Genomic DNA, 21641 nt, shown 5'->3' with positions numbered 1-21641 from the left:
AGGAAGAGGTGCCCATAAACATCTCTTCCTAATATCCCACTTATCCATTTCAACGCGATGTTTCACGATTTTCGTTTTCGCTGTAATATTGGAGTGCACCCCCAATAAACTTGGCAGCACCCGGTCCATATTTCTTGTCTGTAACTTCAATATGCGTGGGGTTTGTTAAAAAAAGCTCCGCCATCAGTCCCCAGTGGTTGTCCCCCATCTCCATGCTGAGGAATTGGTAGTTTTCCTTGCTCAGGTTCACGATCTTCTCAACGATTTGTTGGATCTCCTCGGAGGTTGGATCTTTACTTAAGTCAGCGGTTAGCTTCTGGTGCAGCTCATTGCTTTTTCGGAGAGATTCCTCCAGCATCTCTTGTTTAAACTGCTCCGATTTCTCCATGATCGCTGGAAGTCTGCTTATATTTTTCTTCATCGTTTCCGTGTATTTTTCGATGCTTCCGAATTCCTTGACCGCCATTTGAGCAATGGAGGCTTCCTTCGATTTTTGCTCATTCAGTATTTCATCGAATTGTTCTACCCCGCCAAAATACTGAATCACTTGATCGGTATGCTCCTGCTTGAACTGTTCCAAGGCTTCAAAATATTTACTCATATCAAATTCTTTAAAACTCATGTTGTTTTCTCCTTTTAAGGTTTGATTGACGAGCTCTATAAGATCGTCCAACCGGTTCCGTTTTAAAATGAGCAGCTTTTTATGGTTTTCCAAAGCCTTCTCTTTGTCAAAGTAAGGACTGGTCATCATGTCCTGCACTTCCTTCAGGGGCAGATCCAGCTCTCGAAAAAACATAATCTGCTGCAAGGCCTCCAGAGCTTCATCGTCATAAAGTCTGTAGCCTGCATCGGTAATTTTGCTTGGTTTCAGCAGACTGATTTCATCGTAATAATGCAGTGCGCGCACACTAATTCCGGTTAAATCGGAAACTTCTTTTACGGTTCTCATCGTTGCACCTCCAAGTTTGACGTCAAACTCTATGTATAGATTGCACTATGACGTGGCGTGAGGGTCAATGTTTTTTTGAAATAATATGGTATCATAATTTAAAAAACTAAGTGATCTGGGTGATCCTATGGCACAAATCACGAAAAAGGCTCTGGCCGCTTCCTTAAAAAGGCTTCTAAGCGAAAAACCTCTCGATAAAATTACGGTCATCGATATTGTGGAAGACTGTGGGGTCAATCGGCAGACCTTTTACTACCATTTCCAAGATATTTATGACTTGGTCGAATGGGTGTTTTTCACAGAGGCAACAACCGCGCTAGATGGCAAAAAAACCTACGATACCTGGCAGCAAGGTTTTCTGCACATTTTTGAATACGTCCTGCGCAATCGTTCGCTTGTCATCAATGTGTACCACTCGATGAGCCGCGACCAATTGGAACGTTACCTCTATGACGTCACATATGATCTTCTCATGGGCGTAGTGGATGAACAATCGACCGATTTATCGGTTAGGGAGGAAGACAAAAAATTCGTTGCCGACTTCTATAAATTTGCGTTTGTCGGTCTTATGCTGGACTGGATTAAGCGCGGGATGAAGGATGATCCGCAAAAAACGATCGACCGGCTCAGTGTGCTGATCCATGGAGATATCCGAAGAGCCCTCGAAAAATATGGACTGGATCATCGAAACCACCTTGTATAAAAATTAGACAATAAGGGCGTTGTGTCTAAAGTTTAGGCACAGCGCCTTCATTGTCTATTTCGACAGCCATATGAACGATCTATACTTCCAGTAGACGAACAAATACTGGAGGGATTAGATATGTATTATTCCAACGGAAACTATGAAGCCTTTGCCCGACCGGAAAAACCGAAAGGCGTAGAGAAGAAATCCGCTTACCTGGTGGGCAGCGGGCTTGCCTCATTGGCAGCAGCTTGTTTCCTCGTTCGTGACGGTCAAATGAAAGGCGAACGCATTCATATTCTCGAAGAAATGAAGCTTCCCGGCGGTGCCTGTGACGGGATAAATGACGCGCAAAAGGGCTTCATCATCCGCGGCGGCCGCGAGATGGAAAATCACTTTGAATGCCTATGGGACCTGTTCCGCTCCATTCCCTCCATTGAAACAGAAGGCGTATCCGTACTCGATGAATTTTATCGGCTCAATAAGCATGATCCCAACTATTCGCTGATGCGCGCTTCCGTAAACCGAGGGGAAGATACCCACACCGATGGAAAATTTGCACTTTCTGATAAAGCAGCCATGCAGATTATCAAGCTGTTTTTTACCAAAGACGAGGATTTATACGATAAAACGATCAACGATGTGTTTGACGACGAATTTTACGCATCGAACTTCTGGCTGTATTGGCAAACGATGTTTGCTTTTGAAAAATGGCACAGCGCTCTGGAGATGAAGCTGTACATTCAGCGCTTTATCCACCATATCGGCGGATTGCCCGATTTCTCCGCGCTGAAATTCACCAAATACAATCAGTACGAATCGCTGATATTGCCGATGGTGAAATACCTCGAAGCGCATGGCGTCAACTTCCAGTATGATACCCAGGTGACCAACGTCATTTTTGAGATTACCGGGGGGAAAAAGATTGCCCGACAAATTGTGTTCAAGCGCGGCGGCAAGGAAGAAACGATTGATCTGATCGAGGATGACCTCGTGTTTGTCACGAACGGAAGCTGCACCGAAAACTCCTCGCTGGGCGACGACGACCATGCGCCGGTCATGAATACCCAGCCAGGCGAAGGCGGCTGCTGGCAGCTGTGGAAAAACATCGCCAAACAGGATCCATCCTTCGGCCGTCCTGAAAAATTCTGCAGCAACATCCATGCGACCAACTGGGAATCGGCCACAGTGACTACACTCGATGATCGAATTCCGAAATATATTGAAAAAATGTGCAAACGCGACCCGTTCTCCGGTAAAGTCGTTACTGGCGGGATCATCACCGTCAAGGATTCGAGCTGGCTCATGAGCTACACTCTTAACCGCCAGCCGCATTTCAAGGAGCAGCCGAAAAATCAGCTTGTCGTATGGGTCTATGGGCTGTACACCGACGTGCCCGGGGATTATGTGAAGAAGCCGATGAAGGAATGCACCGGTACGGAAATCGTGCAGGAATGGCTGTATCATATGGGCGTGCCTGTAGCGGAAATTCCGGAAATGGCCAAAACGGGTGCGCACTGCATTCCTTGCATGATGCCGTATATCACTGCCTTCTTCATGCCAAGAACGGAGGGAGACCGTCCGCAGGTCGTTCCCGACGGCTGCGTGAACTTCGCCTTCATTGGACAATTCTCCAATACGGTGCGCGATACGGTGTTCACCACCGAATATTCGGTCAGAACCGCGATGGAAGCCGTCTATACCCTGCTTGACGTAGACCGGGGCGTTCCCGAAGTATTCGGCTCCTGCTACGATGTCCGGGTGCTGCTCGATTCTACCGCCAAAATGCTCGACGGTAGAAAGCTGACCGATATCAAGCTGCCTTTTATCGCTAACCTGATTGAGAAGAAGGCGCTCAAGAAAGTGTCCGGCACGGTTATTGAGGAGCTGCTGGAGAGATATAAGCTGATTTAGCCAATCTAAAAGGCCTGTAAGGTTTTCTGTGCGGTGGATTAAGCTTGCACAAAAACTTTACAGGCCTGTTTTAGTTGGATAATGTTGTTGTTAGGCGGCATAACCGCCCGTAATATCTTCCCCAGCAGTCGTTGCCGTATCAGCAGCATGGTTGTTTAAATGTATTTAGTACATTTATTTTAACCATTTGAGCGTCCCCCGAGTAAATAAATGTAAAAAGTACATTTAAATCGAGGCAATTTCCCCTCTCCCTTCGTTTTATGCCAATTTAGATGCATTTTTTACAATTAAATGAATCAAAGGGCGATAAAGTCCAAAATTAGATGTAGGAAATGCAGCTATTCAGGAGTCTCTTCGGCTTTCTTGGTATGATCTATTATCACTTCTTCAGTCTAACAGGAAACAAAATATACCCGCCCTGCTCGTACTGCGCCACATACACGAAACCTCGCTCCGAATAATCCTCTTCGAACTCCGGATGCTTGTTAAAGAAAACGACCTCTTTGGAGCCTTCAAAAAAGATGGAGGTATCGTCATTGTTGATCTGTTTCTGGTAGAGCTTCAGCCATAAACCGGAAGGCATCACTCTAGCGGACAAGGCACCGGGTACATTTTCAAAGCTGGCAACCGGTCTGCCAAAAATCGTCGTATCCTGGCCCTGGTCATCCTTGCAGCCAAAGGAGATGTATTGCTTTTCATTGAGACATCCCGCGGCTTTCCAATCGATATCGTTCTCGATATTAAAGAGATTCCACATACAATCAATTCCCTCGCCAAAACAGCCAATGACCTTGATCTCCGGCAGCATCACAACCTCATAGCTAACCTGGGCAAATTTCTCCTCGTCGCTTGCTGGTTTCTTCACGGGTTCATAAGCGAAAATCATCTCGCTAGCCTCATCAAAGACTCTGAAGGATACAGACTCCATGTCATAGGCATAACCGGTACTGCCACGAAACTCCGAAGAAGACAGATAGCAAATGGCTTGCTTGGCCTGCGGGTGCTTTTCGCCCGGGTCGCTCGCATTTCGCACAACCTTGCCGTAACGCGCGGGAGGGCAGGTGAATATCGTCGTACCTGGAGGTAAATAGGCTGGCAGGTTATCAAAGCTATTGACTTCTACTCCAATAATATAGGTGTAATCAATGCCCGACTTGGCCTCTATGACCGCCGCGATATACTCCCCCTTTGTCATTGTCTTCGTTTCCAGCAAATCCTCAAGCAGCTTGCAGGTTCCGTCCTTAATATATTTCTGGACGATGGAGATCGCATCATAATCGCTGTAAGGGTTAAGCTCAACCTTCACGCCTACGATCTTCATCTCGCTTCGATCAACAATCGTACAAAAGGGGGTGACTTCTTCAACCAGTACCTCACTAACAGGCATATTAAGACTTGCCTCCTTCGCTTTACTGAGTATGAGCGGCATCTCCTTGGGGGAGTAGCCCTCTGAACCTTGGTTTCTCTGAAGCGGCTTTGGACTAATTCCCTCCGATAGGTCGCGGTACGCAGCTGGCTTTTTTGCGAAATTCATACTTACCCTCCTATGCAATCAAGCCTATTAAGGACTTCCGTCATTTGGACAAACACATCACGAGCCGCCAAAATAATGTCAGCTTGCTGTCTGCGATATTCAGGGTTCAGAAGTTGCTTACTGTCGAAGAAGAATCCCGGTTCAAGCTGCCAGAACCTGCTCAAAATTTCTTTTTCCGCATTGCAAAGTGCACACGCCTTTTCGATTTGCTCTTTATATTGTGGGACATAAGGCAGCAGTCTGCTTAAGAAGGCAGCGCCGTATTCGCGGCCGGTCATAACGATGTTTTTCTGCCCGCAGTGGGCATCCGTCACCTGATCTAAATATTCCGTGCAATCCGCCGTAAAATCCTCATCACGAAGCAGGGCGTTCGCCCACTCCGTATAGGCGTCTGCTCCATAAGCAAATTGCTCTGTTTGACGCATGCTGGATACGGACGCAATTTGCTTTAGAGCGGATACAGCTTGCTCATTCCTATCGATTTCATATGTTTTTCTAGTGAAAAAGACTAGCTTCGTCGATTCATCAAGGCCAGCTTCTTTTGAAAAATATTGACTGTCATCCTCCTGGAATGCGCTCCAGCCAAGCAGAATTTGACCGTTTTTCTCATAGCCCGTAATCATCGAACAGGTTGGAGGTCCAACGATTCCATAGGTAAATACCGGATAACCTTCGTTAATAGAAGCGATAATCTTTTGAATATAATGGTCTTTATTTTGCTGAATCCCCTGTACATCGTCAATAATTTCACAAGCATATCCAACGGCATGAAAGGCAAGCTCAATCGCCCGGTTGTTTTCGGGGAACCTGCCGCCTGTAACCGATTCCATATAGGTCCATGGCTCTTTTTTATCCCATATGTTGAAGAATAACGCCCCGGTTAGCCCGGCAAAAAAGATAAAGTCGTACGAAGGGTCTTTGCATAAATACTGCATACAGGAACGCATGCAAGCACAGAAATGAAAGTTTTCTTGCACCGCAGGGTCCTGGGTTTTGATGCTCGCCATTCCTTCGATCAATTTCTTATCGGGATAGTTCATCCCCTGCATATACGCTGCCATACTCAAAATAGCGGGCTTCCCCTTTGGGCTATAGCTTTCCGGAGGCTGGGGCTGTTCAGAAATCGGCTTATGCTCAGCGCTCATTTTTACACTCTCCTCACTTTTCATTTGATACCTTCAATCTACCAGAAGGGTCTATTGTTGTATTATCCATTTATAACATCATTGGAGCTTGCAAAAGAGTAGCGTTTTAATATTCTCTTGTTCAAAACCGCCATCCGTTTCGTATAGGGTGAATACCTCCGCCGCCGGCTCCCTTTCAATCCCCATCTCCGTCACCCAGGAAAGTAAAATCGTTTCAAAAATGCTGCTGTCGCTGCAGCAGCTGCCCTCAAGAATCGCATAGCGCCCACCGGGTAGATGCAACATTTCAAGTTCCTTGCCTTGGGGGAGACGCAGCTCTTGTTCCAGCTTTACGCCGCAAATGCACTCGAGATCTTTTTTGACGACATAAAATATTGTTGCACTCTTCACCAGATACGGATAGTGGCTGCTTAGGAAATCCATGACTGCTTTGGAGGCCAGCTCTTCCGCATTTTTACCCCTTTGTCGGGACACCAGAAAAACCATCCCTTCGCAGTCTCTGATTCGAATTTTGTCGTAATCGTTCCGTCTTACCACAGGCAAGTACAATACCAGCTTCTTAATAGTTCCGTTCTTATGTATGTATTCCTCAAAATAAGGCAGATCCGCCTGTTCGAACATGCTCGTTTTCAACCAATCCGTATATAAGTAGTCCCATGCCGCGTTGATTCGGTTGTCGTCGTTTTGGGCGGGCGCCGCCGCTAAAGTTGCCGAGTATGCGGGCCTTGTTCCTATATAGTCAAACTTGCTGTTTTGCAAATTCTCCACGTACCTCTCGGCATCCGTCAAATACAGCTCATAATAAAATCGGGAGCCCTCCTGCTTTCCGTTTCTGCCAAAGATCCGGCCGCTATAATCCGGCAGAAGCGAGAACAAATACTTCACGGCTCGATCTTCGATTCCGCGATACTGATGATGGTCAAACCTGACAAGGGTCGTTTCCGGGATTTGCTCGGCTGCGACATGGATCTGATGCAAAGTGCCCCCGTCAAACTTGGGAAAATAGTAGAAGCAGTCACTCTCCCTGTATTCCAGCGGCGTTTGCCCGGTGGAGGATTTGACGCATTTGCAGAACGCCTGCTGAGAGCTGTATCCGCAAGTATAAGCGATATCGGCTATCGTCTGGTCCGAATGCTTCAGGAGCGCCAACGCGTTGGATAATCGGCGTTTTCGCATATATTCCTTCACGGAGTGTCCCGTTATATTATAAAAATCCCGGTAAAGCTGCATTGCGGAAACCATGCCCGCCCGGGAAATGCTATCGATGTTCAGCGGTTCGTAGAGATGGCTTTCGATATGCTCCAATGCCGACCTAATATGTGGTTTGATATCCATGCAATCACCTCAATGCTCGTAAATTCCAACGCTAGCAACGTTAGCCCCGACTCAGATGCTTCTCGCTTAACATCTTCACCTTCCCTGCGCCAATTCCTGCTTTTTCCATAGTGAATACTAATGGAGGGCAGCCTTTTTTGACAAAAAAAAGAACGCCCGCAGGGCGTCTGGATTCGTCATTCTTTCTCGCAAATGCACCTAAAGTCACAGATTCGCCCCACCGAACGTAAATCCTCCATCACGCTTGAACGGCGCCATTCGTAAACTTCTTCCCTCTCGCGCCTGCGCCCGCGTTCGCGTCCGCCCTGCCGAGTAGATGTAAAAAGTGCAGCTATTTCGCCCGATTTCTCCAATTCCTCAGCAGTAGTTGTAAAATGTACATCTAAAAGTAGCCTATTCCGCTTTAGTCGGCCTATCAGGCCGATTTAGCTGCACTTTTTGCATTTACTTTTTCGATTACCCGGGGGAGGCGAAAAATAAATGTATAAAATACATTTAAAATCTAGCGAGCACTCGCTTATCACTACCGTTTCGTGCCAAATTCTTTCCAATTCGTGCCAATCGGTAAAGTATTCACCCTCAAGAGTTACGCTTGCAGCTTATACACATTTGCCGGAAGTCCCCGCACCCCTGGAATACATCTGAACACGCTGCCGGCCAGCGGCTCCTTCTGCAATTGCTCCTCACTTAGTCCGGTTCTGGCCGATGTGATATAGAGCTCTTCCAGCCCATCGCCGCCGAAGCAGCAGGAGGTAACTTGGGAAACCGGCAGTTCAACCCTCTGCAACCACTCGCCTGAACCGGGGTTCAAGCGAGCCACGCAGGAACCGCCCCAAAATGCTACCCACAGCATGCCTTCGGCGTCAATCGTCATCCCGTCGGGAAGTCCCTGCTCGGGCGGAATATGCACCACAGCGCGCCGGTTACCGATGCTTCCGGTCCGGGCATCATAATCAAATCGATCGATTCGCCTCGTGTAGGTGTCGATAAAGTACATGGCCGCGGCATCCGGGTTCCAAGCAAGGCCATTAGAGCAGCGAACTTCGCTCAGCATGCGACGGACGCTTCCGTCTTGGTCCAGGCGATAGAGCGAACCAACGGGCTCATTGCCTTCAAGAGGCATCGTCCCGGCCCAGAAGCGTCCCGCCGGATCGCATTTTCCATCGTTGAAGCGATTACCAGGCTGATCGGATTCAGGGTCAGCAATCCATTCCAATCCCTCTTTCTGCAAATCCAGAAAATAGAAGCCGCTCTGCAACGCACAAACCAGCCGACCATCCTCCGCGGGAACGATCGCGCTGATCCGCTCGCCCACCATTATGACTCGTTGTGCCCCTGTGCCGGGAGAGAGCATATGGATGCACTTACCCTCAATATCAACCCAGACGAGCTGTTTGCTTTCTGGCAGCCAAAGCGGCCCTTCACCAAGCAGCGCCGGCTCAACCGCCAGCACTTCCGGTTGTTGGTTCACCACGTCAATTCCTCCCTCGGATCGATCAATTCTTTTCCGCAACCAGACGGTTGGTTAATGAACCCAGCTTCTCAATTTCGATGGTAACGACATCCCCGTCTTTCAAGTAAACCTGCTGTTCAGGTGGATACCCCAACACAACGCCTTCCGGGGTTCCCGTCAGTATGACATCCCCCGGCTGCAGTGTGAGATGCTGAGAAATATAACTTACAATTTCATCACAGTAAAAAATCATGTCGTTTGTATTGGAGTTTTGCCGCAGTTCACCGTTTACCATCGCCTTGATGCCCAGATTGTTCGGATCACCAACCTCGTCTGCCGTAACCAGATATGGCCCCAAAGGTGCAAAACCATCGCAGGATTTACCCAGCAGCCACTGCGAAGTGCGCATTTGTAAATCCCGTGCGGATAAGTCATTCGCGTTGCAGTACCCAAAGACGTAATCTAGCGCTTCTTCCTTAGAAACATCCTTCGCCGTCTTGCCTATAACAATAGTAAGCTCCGCCTCATAATCGACCTTCTCCGACGGCTTTGGGAGGGCAATGTCTTCCATATGCCCCGCTAGGGTGTTGTTGAATTTGTTAAACAGGATCGGGGACCCAGGGATCGGAGAGCCGGTTTCCTCGGCATGCTTGCGGTAATTGAGGCCAACGCAAATGATTTTCCCCGGATTCGTCACGCAAGGTCCGAATTGTAGATCCTCCTCGTTCAGCCAACCGGAGGATAACGTATCCTGAGCAGCTTCAGCTTGGTTCGCGAGCGCATGAAGGGCGTCGATGGCAGATGCGCCGTTTTCGATCACATCATGAATGGTCTGCGGAACGTCCTGTACCGATAATTGCTCGGCAAAATAGGCTACGTCGAGTACCCCTTTGTCTGAGCGGATGCCTAATCGATACTGTTGATCCTTGAGATAAGTGAGTAGCTTCATATGAATACCCCTTTCAATAATCGAAAAATTTCGTATTCTGAGAGTAAATTGACCGGCACCGGTCTATAGCTCGCTGACTTTCAGAAGCACCTTAATGGCGGCACTGGAATTGCGGGTCAAAGTCTCGAACCAGTGTGCCCCTTCGCTTAGAGGGGCTATCGTAATTCGATCTGCCAAGCCGATTTTCCCGGCGGATATCCATTCTAATGCCTGTTGAAAGTTGCTTTTGGAGTAGGCGAACGAACCGAATATTTTGATTTCCCGCCGTACGACATCATTAAAATCCAAAGCGGTTTCCGCCTGATGCAGTCCAGTGAACACGACCTTGCCTCCATTAGATACAGAGGAAACGCACTGCTGGCGTGTAATGGAAGCTCCAACCGCGTCAATCGCAGCCTGGACCCCTTTGCCGTGCGTCAGCTCCATGATACGTTCTTGTACATGGTGCTCGCGCGGATTTATGACATCCGCTCCCAAAGAAGAGGCAAAAGCCAGTCGCTCCTCGCTAAGATCCATCGCGATAACCCTTTTGCTGCCCCGCAGCAGCACCGCTTGCAGCGCAAACAAACCAATCGGGCCCATCCCTGCCACCAGCACGGTATCCTCTGGCCCGGCCGCAGTCAATTCCGCAACGCGTACGCCGCAAGCGGCCGGCTCGGTTAATGCGCCATTTTCCAGCGTAACGTGATCAGGCAGCGGGTGGACGAATTCGGCTGGCACCTTTACGTACTCCGCATTGCTGCCCGGCAGTGCCGCGCTTAACAGCTTGCGGTCAGGACATAGAGATTCTACACCGTTCATACAATATGAGCATTTGCCGCATGTAATTAATGGATTCGCAGTTACACGCATCCCTTCGCGGAGGCCGCAAGGAAGCTCACCTCCACTGCCGGGATCAACGATGGTGCCGGAAAATTCATGGCCAAAAATCAGCGGCGGCTTGCGCAGCGCATTGTGACCCAAATAACCACTTAGCTCGGAGCCGCAAATCCCGGAATAAGCTACTTTGATTAGTACCTCTCCCCGGTCGGGAACTGGAATCGGTACATCCGTCAGCTCCATTTTCTCAGGCCCCGTGTACATCAATGCTTTCACGTAGATCCCCCCTATTTTACCTTTCCTCTGGCGGCAATCGGCCACACTTCCTGAACCTGATTGTCCTCTGTTACATGAAGTTCGTCCAGCATATTTACGACAGCGCAGCAATGTACGGGAATGATCTCCAGCTTGTCGCCAACACGAAGCCCCTGTTCCGAAGGCGGCAAAGTCAGCACCCCATGCTCCTCATTGAACCAGGACACGGTAATGTCAGGGTGACCAACAACATAACCCCTACCAGTCCCAATCACAGACTCTTCACCATCCATCGTGAACACTTTGGTTCCTGCGTCGATAACCGCCCGGTCCGGGGCAGGCCGGCTGATCACGGTGGCCAGGACCGTTAGCGCACATTGCTCTATGGATAATGCCCCCGCCTTTACCTGCGTTAAATCTCCGAATACATATGTACCGGGGCGGATTTCCGTGATCCCTTTCATGCTGGAGGCAAAGCGGCTGACCGGCGTCGAACCCCCGCTGACCGTTTCAATTGGAAAACCTAAGCTGCGCAGGGTTTCCGCCGAACGCGCAGCAATGGCCGCTTCATGCGCCGCGATCTCTACACGTGCTTCGTCCGTTTGCGCGTCATAAGAATGGCCGGCAAACTCCATCACGCCCGTCACTCGTATGCCTATAAGCGGCTTTAGTGATTGGGCAAGTTGCAGCAAAGCCTCCTCCGGCTGAACGCCTACCCGGCCGTACCCCGGGTCGATCTCAATCCAGACATTGATCACTGTGCCAGCTTTAAGGGCTGCTTCGGATATGGCAGCGGCGACCTCATAGCTATCGCAGGCTACGGTAAGTTCTACACGCTGCGCAAGCCTGATTAATCGCTCCAACTTCGCGCTGCCTACGATGGGATATGCAATCAGGATATTGCGAATCCCGCCGTCCGCCATCACCTCGGCTTCTCCGAGCTTCGCTACCGTGACCCCGACCGCTCCAGCCTCGATCTGCAAGCGGGCGATTTGCGGAGTTTTATGCGTTTTGGCATGCGGCCGTAGCGTAATTCCGGCTTCATTTGCTATCGCTTGATAACGGTGGATATTCTCTAGCATTTTAACCCGATCAACGATAATGCAGGGCGTATCCAAATCGTATTTGTTTTGCACGCTTCGTTCCCCTCCCATTAAAATGCGAGCTGGCCTCCGTCCACGACGATGCATTCGCCGTGAATAAAAGCCGCATCATCCGAAGCAAGAAAGGCGAATACCCCGGAGACGTCCTGTGGTTTTCCTACGCGGCCCAACGGGATATGGTGTTTCACGTAGCCGCTGACGAATTCCGGATCATCGATGGCCTCCGACATCGGCGTCTGGATATAGCCGGGGCACACGGCGTTCACGCGAATCCCCACCGGCCCCAGTTCAAGCGCCATCGTCCGGGTCAGCAAAACGATCCCGCCCTTGGAGGCGTTATAGTGCGCATATTTGGCCTCCCCGACCAACCCGTTGGTGGAGGCCATATTGATAATGACCCCGCCACCATGATCCTTCATATGACGAGCTGTCCGCTGCGCCACATAAAACATCCCGTTCAGATTGACGTCGAGCATTTTTCGCCAGTTGTCGTCCTTGATCTCAAGAAACGGCTCCTCCCAGGCGATCCCGGCATTGTTAGCCAAAATATCGATAGTCCCCCGCTCCTGGGCAATGCTTTCGACCACCTGATCGACCTGATCGGGTTGGGATACATCTAGCCTCCGGCGTGATACGGAGTAACCGCTCGACTTCAGCCGCTCCTCCGCATCTAATAACAGTGGCTCTTGAATGTCCGCCAATACGACATGCGCCCCTTCTGCGGCAAACCGTTCCGCAATCGAAAACCCGATTCCCTGCCCGGCTCCTGTTACCAGCGCCGTACGACCTGAAAAACGCTGCATCATTAGCACTTCCTTCCCGTTAATCCGGCTTACAGGCGATAGCGTCAATCTCGACCTTGATTCCGTCCAAGCCAGCCTCCACGCAGGTACGCGCAGGATAAGGCGCTTTGAAATACGTTTTATAAACCTCGTTAAACCGGTCAAAATCGGACAAGTCCGCCAAAAAGACCGTAACCTTGACGACGTCGTCCATCGTGCAGCCTCCCGCCTCCACGATCGCTTGGATATTGTCCATCGTCAGCCTCGTTTCCGCTTCGATGTCCCCGCTCACGATGCGTCCATCCGGAGCCAGCGGCCCCTGACCGGAAACAAACAGCATATTCCCGGCGGCGATTCCCTGGGAATACGGACCGCTGCCTATGGATGCGTAATTCGTACTAACCGCTTTTCTCACTTTAGGCTCACCTCACTAAAAATTCTTCTCAATTGTTACGGGGTAGCGCTGTAGCCGGTTCGCACCAGCGAAGGATAGCCCCGGCATAGATCTCGATCAGAGCAGCCATGCTGTCCAGGTCCACGAACTCTCCCGGTGCGTGCGCATTACCTCCCGACGGCCCCAATATCAGCGCCGGAGAGGCGCTGTATTCGTTAAACACAAAGGCATCGCAAGCAAACGGCGCTCCCGTCACCTCCGCTTTTTGTCCCGTCGCCGCCTCGATTTCCTCAACCAGCAGCCGTAACAGCGGAAAATCCGGCGTTACCGAGCTGCCCGGCAAAAAGCGGATCATCCGTCGAAACTCGGGCCTTGCCAAATCATCTCCATAGCTGCGGCCGCAGAACCGCTCATAACCTGCTAACAGTTCCTCGCGCAGCCCTTCTTCGTCCACGCCGGGATAACATTCCACCCAGATGTCTACATGACATTCCACGGGGCCGACGTCGCATAGCGGAGAGCTTAAATCTCCCGCCTCCAGCCGGGTCACGATGATCGGAAGCGGCTCCTTGCAGTCCGCGTACCACGGGGCAGGTCCCGCCTCACGAGCCCGCTCCCGCTCGTACTGCTCCAAAAACACGATGAACCTCGCCGCATCATTAGCCGGATTGCGTGTGACCTCGCCGCTGAACGACAGCCCGGTCGTTCCCCGGAAGGTAACGCGCCATAACGCGCCGCCCCGGGTCGCCGGATACAACGCCAAATTTGTCGGCTCGGGGATGATCACCGCATCGGCAGCAATGCCGCGGGCACGCCCTGCCACCGTGCCATTCGCCCCGCCGAATTCCTCATCGATGACAGACTCGATCAGCACATCGCCCCGCTGCTTGATACCAAGCTCCATCAAGCACTTCACAGCCATGACGGCGGCGACCAGGCCACCCTTCATATCGTAGGCTCCGAGGCCATACAGCTTATTGTCCGTGACAATCGGATCAAAGGGACTCGACGACCAGCCCGGAGCCACCGCCGCGGTATCGATGTGCCCGGAGAACAGCAACGATTTCCCGCCGCCAGTTCCGCGCCACACAGCGCTCACATTCGGTCGATCGCTGTAGTCCTTTCCCGGATAATAGGCCGGGTGATCATGAAAGCCGGCGGTCTCTTCAGGAATGTACAGCTCCGCTTCCATTCCAAGCTCCTTCAGCAAGCGATACAACGCTTGCTGGCACTCTTTTTCGGTGCCGGTAACGACGCGGTTCACCGTATCAAAGCGAATGAGCTCGGACAGCATATCTACCATTTCTCCGCGATGACGCTCCACCCAGTCCCGAATCAGTAATGGCAGATTCGGTTCTTTTTTTTCCACAGCAGCCACCTCCTCCGCAGTACACTCCTATATAAGTTGAACTAATAATTGTACGGTTAAGGGCAGACGGGTGAAATGTTCTTACGATCGCTGTTGTTCCCGGATTTCTATGGTTAAGATTAAATAGTGGTGGAAATCCGGGAACAAAGGCGAACGCTTCGCTTCTTCAGAATCATTTCTCCCTCCTGCCTGGATTCCGCATTTCTTTAGTTCAACCTATATAGTTACTGAGAAATCCGGCTTGGCGTCGGCATATTTTTATATAAATAGCAGTCCACCAGGCCCTCCTGTCCTTGAAACGGCAGCCGTTTCTCTTCAAGCTCCTCCAAACGCTCCACGTTTCCAGCAAGATACGCGGATATCCGCGCGATGGCCGTGCCCAGACTCATCAGGAGTCCGCCATAACGCAAATCGATAATATCCCAGCCGAACGGCTTGTTGACTTTGTGCCAGCGTTCAAAATGATAGGCATGAAGCGCTTCGACCCTACGCCGGATTTCCGGAAGCACGTCCTCGGCCATATACGCCAGCTCCTGTTTGTTCCCGCTCCGATAAGCATCCGTAATCCGGACGCCCGCATCCGCCTTCAGGGCAAGCACGCTGCACAGCCGCTTCAACACTTCAAACACAAAGCCGTACTCCCCATTGCGCACCGCATACACTGCCATTTCCCGCTCCATTTCTGCATAATGGGCAGCTACCTCCAGACCGCGCAGGTTCTCATCGAACAGGCCCATCATCACGTTTTGCCAAAGCATATAGCGGGACGGGTTGTACGTCTCATGGTTGCCCGGCTTGATGCCCGGCGGTTCATCGACGTTTTTGATCGCCATGAAATCGTCCATGCTAGCCCCCGTACAATAGCGGAAACGCCGGCTCAGCTTGGCATCGTCCAACACCTCTGCATACCCGTGCTCTGCAAATAGCTGCAGCCCAAGCAGCGCGGAGAACCAATCGCACTCCGTTCCGTCATCCCCCCATAGCGTGGCAATGACTTCTCTTACTCCTTCGCGTTTGCACACGTTCAGCGCTGCATTGGTAGAATCGATGGTAGCGCCGTAGTTGAGGACGAAGCCCTTCCAGTTCCAGATCCCTCCGGCAAAAATTGGCGTCGAGCCGAATCGCTTGTGCCTGCGAATCCAATCCTCGTAAAATTCCTCATCGTAGTGGTAATAGTCCCAGTAAACATACTGGATGTTCTTCGGCATCCCCTGAATAACTTCATCCGAGATGACGCAATCCTTATCATAGTAATCGCCCACGGCCGACCCGGCGCGAAAATACATATCACTCCACATCATAGGAGATAACCCCAGCCGCTCTACGATTTCCATAACCCTTTTCAGGTGAGCATTCATGATATCAAATTTCGAGTGCAGCCCGTTTTGCACCAGATACTCGCCCAGTCCAAGCCGCCATGCCTCATCCATGCCGATATGGATCCGTTTGGAGCGAACCGGTGTTGATGCAGCCACGATCATTTGCTCGATGAACTCATAGGTGCGCTCGTGGCCGACCAACAAAGTCTCATGGTCATCGCGAATATCGCCGAAGGCATGCCATTTCAGGACGTCCGCCAGATGGCTGAGCGTCTGAATGCAGGGGATCACCTCGATGCCGAATTGGTAGGCGTAGTCATCCATCTCTTTGATTTCGGCCTGGGAATAACGTCCCCGCATATAGCCGAAGAATGGCTGCTCTTTGACATCAAAGCTGTCCTCGGCATAGAGCATGATCATATCTAGACCCATCAGTGCCATCTTGCGCAAAAAAGCCTTCACCGACTCCGTCCGAAGCACGGCCCCTCCCTGGGAAACGTCGAACATCGGCCCGTTCATATCGAACTGAGGCTTTTCCTCGATATCAAATGTATCCTTCTCTCTCAGGTTTTCTACAAGCAAACCGATAGCGCGAAAAAAATGAATCCTTCTATTATATTGAATCAGCAGTTTTTCCCCATCGGCCTCTACGATGATCCTCGGTTCTGAATGGCGGACCACCTCAACTACACGCCCCTCAGGGGAAAGCTCAATCCCCGCTTCACCCGCCAACGCCGCAAGTCCTTCGCGCACCCCGTCCAAATCACCGACAAAGCTCAGTTTCATGCACACCCCTCCTTATATCGATCGGAACCTATTTCTTACTAGACAACTATATAGGTTGAACCGCCTGCCCCTATCTGTACAATCATTAGTTCAACTTATATAGTCAAAACGGATCATGATTGCTACTTGCTTAAGTTTATGCTTTAATTAGTGGGTCGATAATTGTTTCAGTATATTGAAAAGGTGTGACGAGGTGACTCTATGAAAAAACAATATAGCGTTCCCGCCCTGGCCAAAGGGATGGCGATCATCGAAATGTTGGCCTCCTCCAAGGAGGCGCTTGGGATTACCGATATTTATGAACGAAACGGTTTGCCAAAATCGTCTATTTTCACGATTCTAAGCGAGTTGGAAAACCTGGGGTATGTGATCAAGACAGAGGAAGGCAAATATCAGCTTACGCTGAAGCTATACAACGTTGGACTGGAGCGGTTATCCAAGCTGGATATACGTCAGGCCGCCAGACCGGAAATAGAATGGATCGCCACAAATATGAAATTTACCGTGCACTTAGCGATGCTTGAGGATGGCAAAGCACTTTACATCGATAAGCTGCGCGGTCCCGGCTTCGTTCAGTTCAACACGGAAATCGGGCAGAGCCAATTCCTGCACAACTCCGGTGTCGGCAAAGTGCTCGCCGCCTATTTAACGGAGGAGGTGCTGGATCGCGCGATTCAAAAGCACGGAATGTCCAAGACAACGGACCGTACCATGACATCACCCGATATTTTAAAGTCGTTTCTGGCAAGTGTGCGGGAGAAAGGGTATGCCGTTGAGGACGAAGAAGGTGAAGTAGGGATCCGCTGCCTGGCTGCCCCGATCTTCGACCATAAAGGCAAAACCGTTGGCGCCTTAGGCATCACTGCATTAAGAGATGAACTGCCAAGCGCCTCATATGATGATTATGGCTCCCAGCTTCGGGAAAAAGCGCTGGCCGTGTCCAAAAAGCTGGGCTATAACCCTTGATAAACAAGGTGGCTCATCATCGGAACAGCATCACCCTCGCCGGCGCTGCACACACATTTGGAATATGGAGCGGCAGCGCCAGCAGTGTCCATGGGCCCTCCCCGGCTTCACGCAAATTCACCAGAGGCGCGACCATCAGCCGATCCTTGGCATAATAGCGCTGCAATAACGTCATTTTCCCGCCTGGTTTGCGCGGGTCCTCGATAGAAGTAATATCAAGTCCAAGCAGGCTGATATCACGAGAAATAATCCAGTCCATCGCCTCTGATTCAAAATAAGGACTTGATTCGATATATCCGGGCAAATTCCAATAGGCATCCCAGCCTGTGGCAATGAGCAACGCGTCTCCCGGTGACAGGACCTCGCCAACCGCCTGCTGCAGCTCATCCGCAGTAATTGGCTCAAAAAGCTGCTTATCCGGCAGCTGGGCCACCCATGCCCGAAGCATCAGCCGGTCCAACCCCACATCGCCGATCTTCTCCCGTCCCAGGAATAGATGATTCGAAGTCTCAAGGTACGTCCCGGCAAGGGAATGCAGATGGAAAGCATGGCCTTCATATCCGTCGGATGTAAGATGGGCAGCCTGCTCTACTGCAATCTCTGGAAAAGGTTCGCCGTAATTCCACATGCCGTTTTCCAGCTTTCCGGTCAGGTCAAGCCATTGTTGCATCACGAGATCCTCAAACTGTTTTCATATCCTAGCAGCGTTTCTCTCACCCTGTTCTCATCCGCGGGAAGCAGCGGCAAGCGCGTCTCGGCGCTCTCGAATAGACCAAGATGATGATACAAAGCTTTCGTCGTAGGGATTTCGTCGCCTGGCCCAAACATGTGAATAAACGGCAAAATGTTACGCGAAAATACCGCGAAGCTCTCCTCCCGCTTTCCGGCCTGGTACAGGTCCCAGCCTTCCTTGAATTCCTTCGGAAAAATAATCGGGGCGATAATCATGTTCCCGTCTACGCCCGCCTCAATTGCCCGAAAACAGATAATATCGTCTCCGCCAAATACCGAAAGCGCAGTGTCCCGCTTTAACGTGCGGATTTTGCCCATATTGTGATCAGTCATCTTGATCGCCTTAATCGCCGAAACAGCCGCCGCCAGTTCCATGAGCTGCTGAGCGGTATAGAACGTTTTTGTCGTGACCGGATTGTCATAGAAAACAATCTGCAGCCCGGTTCTTTCGGCAAGCTCCCCGATGTATTCCTTCACCATCTCCAGCGAGTTTGGAAAATAATAAGGACTAGGCACCAGCGCCGTACGAATTCCTGCATCTGCCGCCGCTTTCCCGATCTGGACAGCTTCTCCCAAATGAGTGTGGCCGAGGCCAATCACATTGTGTTTATCTGGCACAGACCGCGCAAAAAACTCCGCGATTTCAATTCGTTCCTGCGTAGACAGCGCCGGCGATTCCCCAGTGCTCCCCCCGATGACATAACCATCCATGTAGTCTGACGTGTACCCGATGAGCTTTTCAAAGCCAGAATAGTCGATTTTGCCGCCCGAAAATGGCGTAGGTATGACAGGTATATTCCCCTTCATTTTCATTGCAAAGCCCCTCCCTATTTCCGAATACTGAAAATAATTTCAATCAGCTGAATATCAACAAATATAGCATCCAATTCTTGCTAGTGTCAATGCGGAGTGAAGGATTATTGTCCCAAACCTGTACCAAAAACGCTGGGCATATTATAATAACTTATCTGGGAATATTTCTGGGATGAGTATGGAGGGATCTTGTTTGATCAAGAAAAATTTTCGATATATCGAAATGGCGGATATTTTACGGATGGAGATTCTATCAGGCTTTCTAAAGCCGGGTCAGTTTCTTCCTCCCGAGAAAGAGCTTTGCCAGATTTACAACATCAGCAGGAATTCATTGCGCCAGGCGTTGGACTTATTGACGAGTGAAGGGATTCTCATCAAAATGGTCGGCCGAGGAACGATGGTTCCTAAGGATCTCGACATTACGAAGTACGAAACCAATGTGCTCAACATTATTTGCCCACAGCATTCCTCTTACGTGATTAAGGCCCTCCCCATCTTGATCGACATGTTCAAGGAACATTATCCCAATGTGGAATTCCGTCAATTTAAAACCGATCTGGGCAACGAACAGGTGCTAAAGGATTTATCCGGTTTCGGCATTCGTGCGGACCTCGTCATTATGAGTGATAGCGATATGGAACGTCTTCCTCTGGAGGAATACGTAGAGCTTGATGACGTTTTACCCGAGCAAAATATTCAGAATGAGCAATTAATCAGCGTATTCAGCCGTCAAAAACGTTTGTATGCCGTTCCGCTAACTTATTCGCCCGTATTTCTGGCCTGCAATCCGAAGCTATTTGCGGATTACGGGCTGGACGTTCCAAAAAAGGACTGGAACTGGGAGCAGTTCACAGCGGCTGGCAAGGCAATGACCCTTGACTCTAATGGGGACGGTTTAAAAGATATCTACGGCTTTGGGTTGTCCACCTCCTTGTATCGCTGGCCTGTGCTCGCTAGAAAATATGGCTGTTTGCTCCGCCAGGAGCCATCTGGCAGGTTAAATACGTATGGGCTGCCGGAGTTTTTGAAGTTTGCGTTGAAGCTCATTTACCAGGACGGCATAAGCCCGATCATCGCCATGAATGATTGGGATTTGCTGGCGCAGCTGTTCGACGAGGGGCGGCTCGGCATGTTCCTAACGACAACGCTGACGACAAGCATGCGCAACGAGCATTTCCCGGTTACGGTCATTCCCCTGCCCAAAAGCCCGAAGGCGGCAAAAGGCAATCTTACGATCGCCAACGGGATGATGATTCCCCAAACCAGTGGCAATCTAAAATTGGCCAAGCTGTTCGCGCAATTCTCGCTGCGCATGGATTTTCAGCTGCGAATGGCGAGAGAAGCGAAGTTCCTGTCCGTTTATCATCAGATAAACGAAGAAGTATGGACGGATTTAGAGCTTCGTGCTCTGGGCCTGAACCAGGATAACCTGGAGCCGTCCTACTTCATGAACGAAATGCTGCCGAATTCTACGGAACGGCGCATTTCTCAAGAGATGGTGAAGTTCTGGGCAGGGTTCGAGACTCCTGATGAGCTAACCGCTAGATTAAACCAGATATTCGCCGAAAGCCGCTAATATCGCTTAATAGAAACCGCAGAGCAATTTATTGCTTGCGGTTTCTTCTTTGTTTGGAGCCGCCGTGTGCGTTTCCTCCTCCGTTTGCTAGACTGCTCGGGGTTCATATTTTCAGATGATAGATGCGACGCTGGCGATGGTCTTGAATGTTCTCTGTGTTATGCGATGCTGTGCGTTTGTTTTTAGTGTTATGTGCATGTGTGTGTTGTGAAGCGCGTGTCGTGTGGCCGTGTATTGCGTTCTGTTGAGTGTTGCATGCCGGGTATTGTGTGTTGCGTATCGTGTGTTGTTGCCATTACTCCCTGTGTGCTGTTGTGTGTTGCGTGATGTGTTCTGCGTTGCGTGTAGCGTACAGCGTGCGGTTTACTGCAGCTGCGGTGGTAAATAACTGGTGGTTTAGATGTATTTAGTACAGTTATTTCGACCTATTCCCACGTTTTGAAGAAAATAGATGTAAATAGTACATCTATTTGAGCTTAACAAGTCAAAAAACTCGATATGAGCTACTTTTAAATGCACTTTTTACATTTAACTCATTATTTGTGCTCGGATAGGTTTGTTCACAGGCTCATTTATTATTTTAATGTAAATTTCATTAACATTAAATATTGACTTTTCACAATATCGTCATGATATAATGGGACCTATACTAAACCTATACCAATTTTACAGTAATCGGTGTTATATTGTCTAACGCGAAAATCGACAAATTGTTAGATTACATGACGCACAGTTGACAAATTCATTCATTCAGAGGGGAGTG

The 21641-nt window shown here is 50.2% G+C and carries 18 protein-coding genes; 4 read left to right on the top strand and 14 right to left on the bottom strand.

From position 1 onward, the window contains the following. Positions 1–49: 49 nt before the first annotated feature. Complete coding sequence (locus tag ACFQ3W_RS01045) at positions 50–949, bottom strand: MerR family transcriptional regulator (RefSeq protein WP_379315721.1); 900 nt, start codon at positions 947–949, stop codon at positions 50–52. Between the two features lie 127 nt (positions 950–1076). Between ACFQ3W_RS01045 and ACFQ3W_RS01040 the strand changes: the two genes are divergently transcribed. Further along, positions 1077–1652, top strand: a complete 576-nt coding sequence (locus ACFQ3W_RS01040) for a TetR/AcrR family transcriptional regulator (protein ID WP_379315719.1) — start codon at positions 1077–1079, stop codon at positions 1650–1652. 120 nt (positions 1653–1772) lie between these two features. Further along, on the top strand, positions 1773–3548 hold the full coding sequence (locus ACFQ3W_RS01035; RefSeq protein ID WP_379315717.1) for an oleate hydratase: 1776 nt from the start codon (positions 1773–1775) through the stop codon (positions 3546–3548). Between the two features lie 379 nt (positions 3549–3927). On the opposite strand, the gene ACFQ3W_RS01030 is transcribed toward ACFQ3W_RS01035, so the two are convergent. The 11 genes from ACFQ3W_RS01030 to ACFQ3W_RS00980 all read right to left on the bottom strand — a co-directional run bounded on the left by ACFQ3W_RS01030 (position 3928) and on the right by ACFQ3W_RS00980 (position 16791). Continuing rightward, positions 3928–5082: a hypothetical protein gene (locus ACFQ3W_RS01030; protein ID WP_379315715.1), complete on the bottom strand. Its 1155-nt coding sequence runs from the start codon at positions 5080–5082 to the stop codon at positions 3928–3930. 2 nt (positions 5083–5084) lie between these two features. Beyond that, complete coding sequence (locus ACFQ3W_RS01025; protein WP_379315713.1) at positions 5085–6227, bottom strand: hypothetical protein; 1143 nt, start codon at positions 6225–6227, stop codon at positions 5085–5087. 78 nt (positions 6228–6305) lie between these two features. After that, positions 6306–7562, bottom strand: coding sequence for a helix-turn-helix domain-containing protein (locus tag ACFQ3W_RS01020; RefSeq protein WP_379315711.1), 1257 nt, complete (start codon positions 7560–7562; stop codon positions 6306–6308). Between the two features lie 586 nt (positions 7563–8148). Continuing rightward, positions 8149–9036, bottom strand: coding sequence for an SMP-30/gluconolactonase/LRE family protein (locus ACFQ3W_RS01015; protein ID WP_379315709.1), 888 nt, complete (start codon positions 9034–9036; stop codon positions 8149–8151). Between the two features lie 22 nt (positions 9037–9058). Beyond that, the gene (locus ACFQ3W_RS01010) at positions 9059–9964 is read right to left on the bottom strand and encodes a fumarylacetoacetate hydrolase family protein (RefSeq protein ID WP_379315707.1); all 906 of its coding nucleotides are present in this window, start codon (positions 9962–9964) and stop codon (positions 9059–9061) included. 63 nt (positions 9965–10027) lie between these two features. Further along, positions 10028–11059 (bottom strand): zinc-dependent alcohol dehydrogenase, encoded by a 1032-nt coding sequence (locus tag ACFQ3W_RS01005; protein WP_379315705.1) that lies wholly within the window; start codon positions 11057–11059, stop codon positions 10028–10030. Between the two features lie 11 nt (positions 11060–11070). Continuing rightward, a complete protein-coding gene (locus ACFQ3W_RS01000) occupies positions 11071–12174 on the bottom strand; it encodes an alanine racemase (protein WP_379315703.1) in 1104 nt (367 codons plus the stop codon). Between the two features lie 17 nt (positions 12175–12191). Continuing rightward, positions 12192–12992, bottom strand: a complete 801-nt coding sequence (locus ACFQ3W_RS00995) for an SDR family NAD(P)-dependent oxidoreductase (RefSeq protein WP_379315701.1) — start codon at positions 12990–12992, stop codon at positions 12192–12194. Next, positions 12964–13338: a Rid family detoxifying hydrolase gene (locus ACFQ3W_RS00990; RefSeq protein ID WP_379315699.1), complete on the bottom strand. Its 375-nt coding sequence runs from the start codon at positions 13336–13338 to the stop codon at positions 12964–12966. Before ACFQ3W_RS00990 ends, ACFQ3W_RS00995 begins: the two co-directional genes overlap by 29 nt. A gap of 28 nt (positions 13339–13366) precedes the next feature. Then, entirely contained in the window at positions 13367–14686 is a 1320-nt protein-coding gene (locus tag ACFQ3W_RS00985) for a M20 family metallopeptidase (RefSeq protein WP_379315697.1), read from the bottom strand. Positions 14687–14910: 224 nt separating this feature from the next. Continuing rightward, the gene (locus ACFQ3W_RS00980; protein ID WP_379315695.1) at positions 14911–16791 is read right to left on the bottom strand and encodes a beta-N-acetylhexosaminidase; all 1881 of its coding nucleotides are present in this window, start codon (positions 16789–16791) and stop codon (positions 14911–14913) included. 201 nt (positions 16792–16992) lie between these two features. On the opposite strand from ACFQ3W_RS00980, the gene ACFQ3W_RS00975 reads away from it, so the two are divergent. Next, positions 16993–17757 (top strand): IclR family transcriptional regulator, encoded by a 765-nt coding sequence (locus tag ACFQ3W_RS00975; RefSeq protein WP_379315693.1) that lies wholly within the window; start codon positions 16993–16995, stop codon positions 17755–17757. Between the two features lie 16 nt (positions 17758–17773). Here ACFQ3W_RS00975 and ACFQ3W_RS00970 read toward each other — a convergent pair whose 3' ends face one another. Further along, positions 17774–18427, bottom strand: a complete 654-nt coding sequence (locus ACFQ3W_RS00970) for a cyclase family protein (protein ID WP_379315691.1) — start codon at positions 18425–18427, stop codon at positions 17774–17776. Continuing rightward, on the bottom strand, positions 18427–19302 hold the full coding sequence (locus tag ACFQ3W_RS00965; RefSeq protein WP_379315689.1) for a dihydrodipicolinate synthase family protein: 876 nt from the start codon (positions 19300–19302) through the stop codon (positions 18427–18429). Before ACFQ3W_RS00965 ends, ACFQ3W_RS00970 begins: the two co-directional genes overlap by 1 nt. Before the next feature lie 193 nt (positions 19303–19495). Between ACFQ3W_RS00965 and ACFQ3W_RS00960 the strand changes: the two genes are divergently transcribed. Next, positions 19496–20878 carry an extracellular solute-binding protein gene (locus ACFQ3W_RS00960; protein WP_379315687.1) on the top strand — a complete coding sequence of 461 codons (1383 nt, stop codon included), beginning with the start codon at positions 19496–19498 and terminating at the stop codon, positions 20876–20878. Positions 20879–21641: the final 763 nt, after the last annotated feature.

Origin of the sequence: Paenibacillus puldeungensis (assembly GCF_042678945.1) — a bacterium.
GTDB classification, from domain to species: domain Bacteria; phylum Bacillota; class Bacilli; order Paenibacillales; family Paenibacillaceae; genus Fontibacillus; species Fontibacillus puldeungensis.
The sequence above is the reverse complement of the archived record's forward strand: the minus strand, read 5'-3'. Positions and strand labels throughout refer to the sequence as shown.